The organism is Pseudomonas sp. P4_C3 (assembly GCF_056402075.1).
The window spans coordinates 1-2487 of sequence record NZ_JBFUIC010000475.1 but is presented as its reverse complement, the minus strand read 5'-3'; the positions used below and the strand labels follow the sequence as shown (position 1 = coordinate 2487).

At 61.2% G+C, this 2487-nt stretch carries 3 protein-coding genes; all 3 read right to left on the bottom strand.

Annotated elements, in window-relative coordinates; translation table 11 throughout:
- Nucleotides 1-374: 2-oxoadipate dioxygenase/decarboxylase family protein (locus AC1DVH_RS29535; protein ID WP_477756767.1), on the bottom strand; the 374-nt coding region annotated here is incomplete at its 3' end.
- A 137-nt stretch (nucleotides 375-511) separates the two neighbouring features.
- On the bottom strand, nucleotides 512-1468 hold the full coding sequence (locus AC1DVH_RS29530; protein ID WP_477756766.1) for an alpha/beta fold hydrolase: 957 nt from the start codon (nucleotides 1466-1468) through the stop codon (nucleotides 512-514).
- A gap of 22 nt (nucleotides 1469-1490) precedes the next feature.
- Nucleotides 1491-2487 (bottom strand): flavin-containing monooxygenase (locus tag AC1DVH_RS29525; RefSeq protein WP_477756765.1); only part of this gene is annotated, 997 nt, incomplete at its 5' end.

Below are 2487 nucleotides of genomic sequence, written 5' to 3'. Positions count from 1 at the left end.
GGGCTGACCTGCAACGATGCTTCATGCACCGCGCGAAAAGCCGTGGAATGCACCGGCACGCCGGCCGGTGTCAGGTCGTAGTAACCCACCGGTTGCATGCCCATCACCGCGAACAGGCGGGCGAGAGTCGCCAGTTCAGCGGCCGTACCGACGCGGATCGCCCCATGACGCTCCAGGTCCAGGCGCTCGATTTCGCCGGTGCTCGTGAGCTGTTGTGCGACTTGCGAGTCGCTGTCCAGCACGCGGCGGTTGGTCTGTTCCACCAATTCCATCAACGCGCCGTACAACGGCACTTCCTCGCGATACATGTCGGACATCGCTTTGGAGAAGCGTTGGCGGATCAGGTCAGGGCTGACGAAGTTCGGGTGGTTCATGAACAGGATTCCTGGCGCGGTGACGTAAAGGATGGACGAAAGATCGCAGCCTTGCGCGACGCCGACAAACGAAGTTTCTGACGAACTTCATTCTGCAAAGGACTGCATGCCTAGGGGACACTAATTGAGAACGCTCCCTAGTGCAGTCGTTGATCCTGTGGGCTCTCCGAGCGCAGCGATGCCAAAAACTCCCGATACAGTCGCGCCGAACCGGTGGGGGCTTCCACCATGGGCATGTGCCCGACGGCGTCCCAGATATGCACGCGCAGGTCGGCGATGCCCTTGCTCCAGACCGCCACGCTGCTGACATCGATCAGCCGGTCCTTGCGCCCCCACAACAACAGGGCCGGGGCGGTGATGTCGGGCAGATGCGGTTCCATCGGCGGACTGGCGCGCATTTCGCGGAAGATTTCTTCCAGCTCCTCGCGGGACTGTTCATAGCGCTGGGCGACGGCATCGAGAACCAGCTTCGGTACCCAGGGTGGCGAAGCCATGGTCATGGCGTAGAAGCGCTGGAACTCTTCGCGCGAGTGAATCAGAAACGGGTTGTGGCCCTTGGCCAAATGCCGCTCGAGGTCACTGGGCTCGGGCGCGGTGACACCCGCCGGGTCGATCAGCGCCACGGACACAATGCGCTCGGGGTACGTGGCCGCGAGCCATGCGGCCATGTAGCCGCCCATGGAATTGCCGATGACATGGACTTTCTCCACCCCGCACACGTCCAGCAGCTGGATCATGCGCTTGGCCTGTAGCGGGATGTCATAGCCGCCGCCGGCCTTGAAGCCGGTTTCGCCATGGCCGGCGATGTCCGGGATGATCACCCGGTGGCTGCCGACAAAGTGCCGGGCGAAACGCAGCCAGAGGTTCTTGTCGGCGCTGAAGCCATGGAGCATCAGCACATTGCTGGTGGCCTCGTACGGTCCGCCTTGCCAGGTCGAGACGGTCATCTCGGGGATGGGCACGACGATTTTGTGCAGCCGGTACAACTTGGCCTCGGCCGCCATGTTCAAGTCATAGAGCCAGTAGCCGATGGCCGGGTAGGTCAGCCAGCTCCAGGCGACGAACACTGCGAGAACGACGAACAACAAAAGCATCACGCGTCTCCCTTGTATCTGCTCAGGACAAAATGTGATCGGCGGGTTTCAGCGCTCGGGTCAAGCGATGAAAGCTGAAGCTGAACCCCGGAAACATGGCAATCACATGACCGCTCCTGCTTTGATACCAACTGTGGCAACCACCGGACTTCCACACGGTGCGTTCCATTTCCCGGTGGATCATTTCAGTGTAGGTACGTTCCGCCTCATGGCGAACTTCGATGCTGCGTAAACCTTGATCCTTCAAGGTGCGAATGCAATCGAGGATGTAATTCATCTGGGATTCGATGATGAACAGCGCCGAGGTGTGGCCAATACCGGTGTTCGGCCCGGTGACGATGAACAGGTTGGGGAAGTCGGGCAGGGCGGTGCCAAGGTAGGCCCGCGGGTATTGCGCCCAGACCTCCTTGAGACATGTGCCGTTTTTGCCCGTTACCGGGTAGCAAATCACCCCGTCGGTGGCATCGTAGCCGGTGGACCAGACGATCAGGTCCACGTCGATGTGTTGACCCTCGAGGGTAACGATGCCGGTTTCGTCGATGGACGCGATACCTTGTTCGCGGCTGTGCAGCGTCACGTTGCTACGGGCCAGGGCCGGGTACAGCGTGCTGGACAGAATTACCCGTTTACAGCCGATGGTGTAGTCCGGCGTCAGCTGGCGCCGCAGTTCGGTGTCCGGCACCTGGTGTTTGAGAAAACGCAGGGCCTGGCGCTGGACCATGTGCACCGCCGGCTTCGAATACTTGAAGCCAAACACCCGGGTTTCGAATTGCCAGTAGATACCCCAGCGCAGCAACTTGTAGGCGGGTTTGAGCCCCAGCAGCCAGCGCTCGAAGCGGCCAAACCTGCGATCAGCCCGGGGCAATACCCAGTGGGGCGTGCGCTGGAACACATGCAAGTGCCCGACGTCCGGGGCAATGGCCGGAATGACCTGGGCCGCACTGGCGCCGCTGCCGACGATGGCCACGGATTTTTGCCGGTAGTCGTAGCCGTGATCCCAGTTGTTGGTGTTGTTGGTG

Coding starts and splice junctions, on each gene's coding strand:
- AC1DVH_RS29530 (WP_477756766.1), bottom strand. CDS start 1,468: ATGCTTTTGTTGTTCGTCGTTCTCGCAGTGTTCGTCGCCTGGAGCTGG.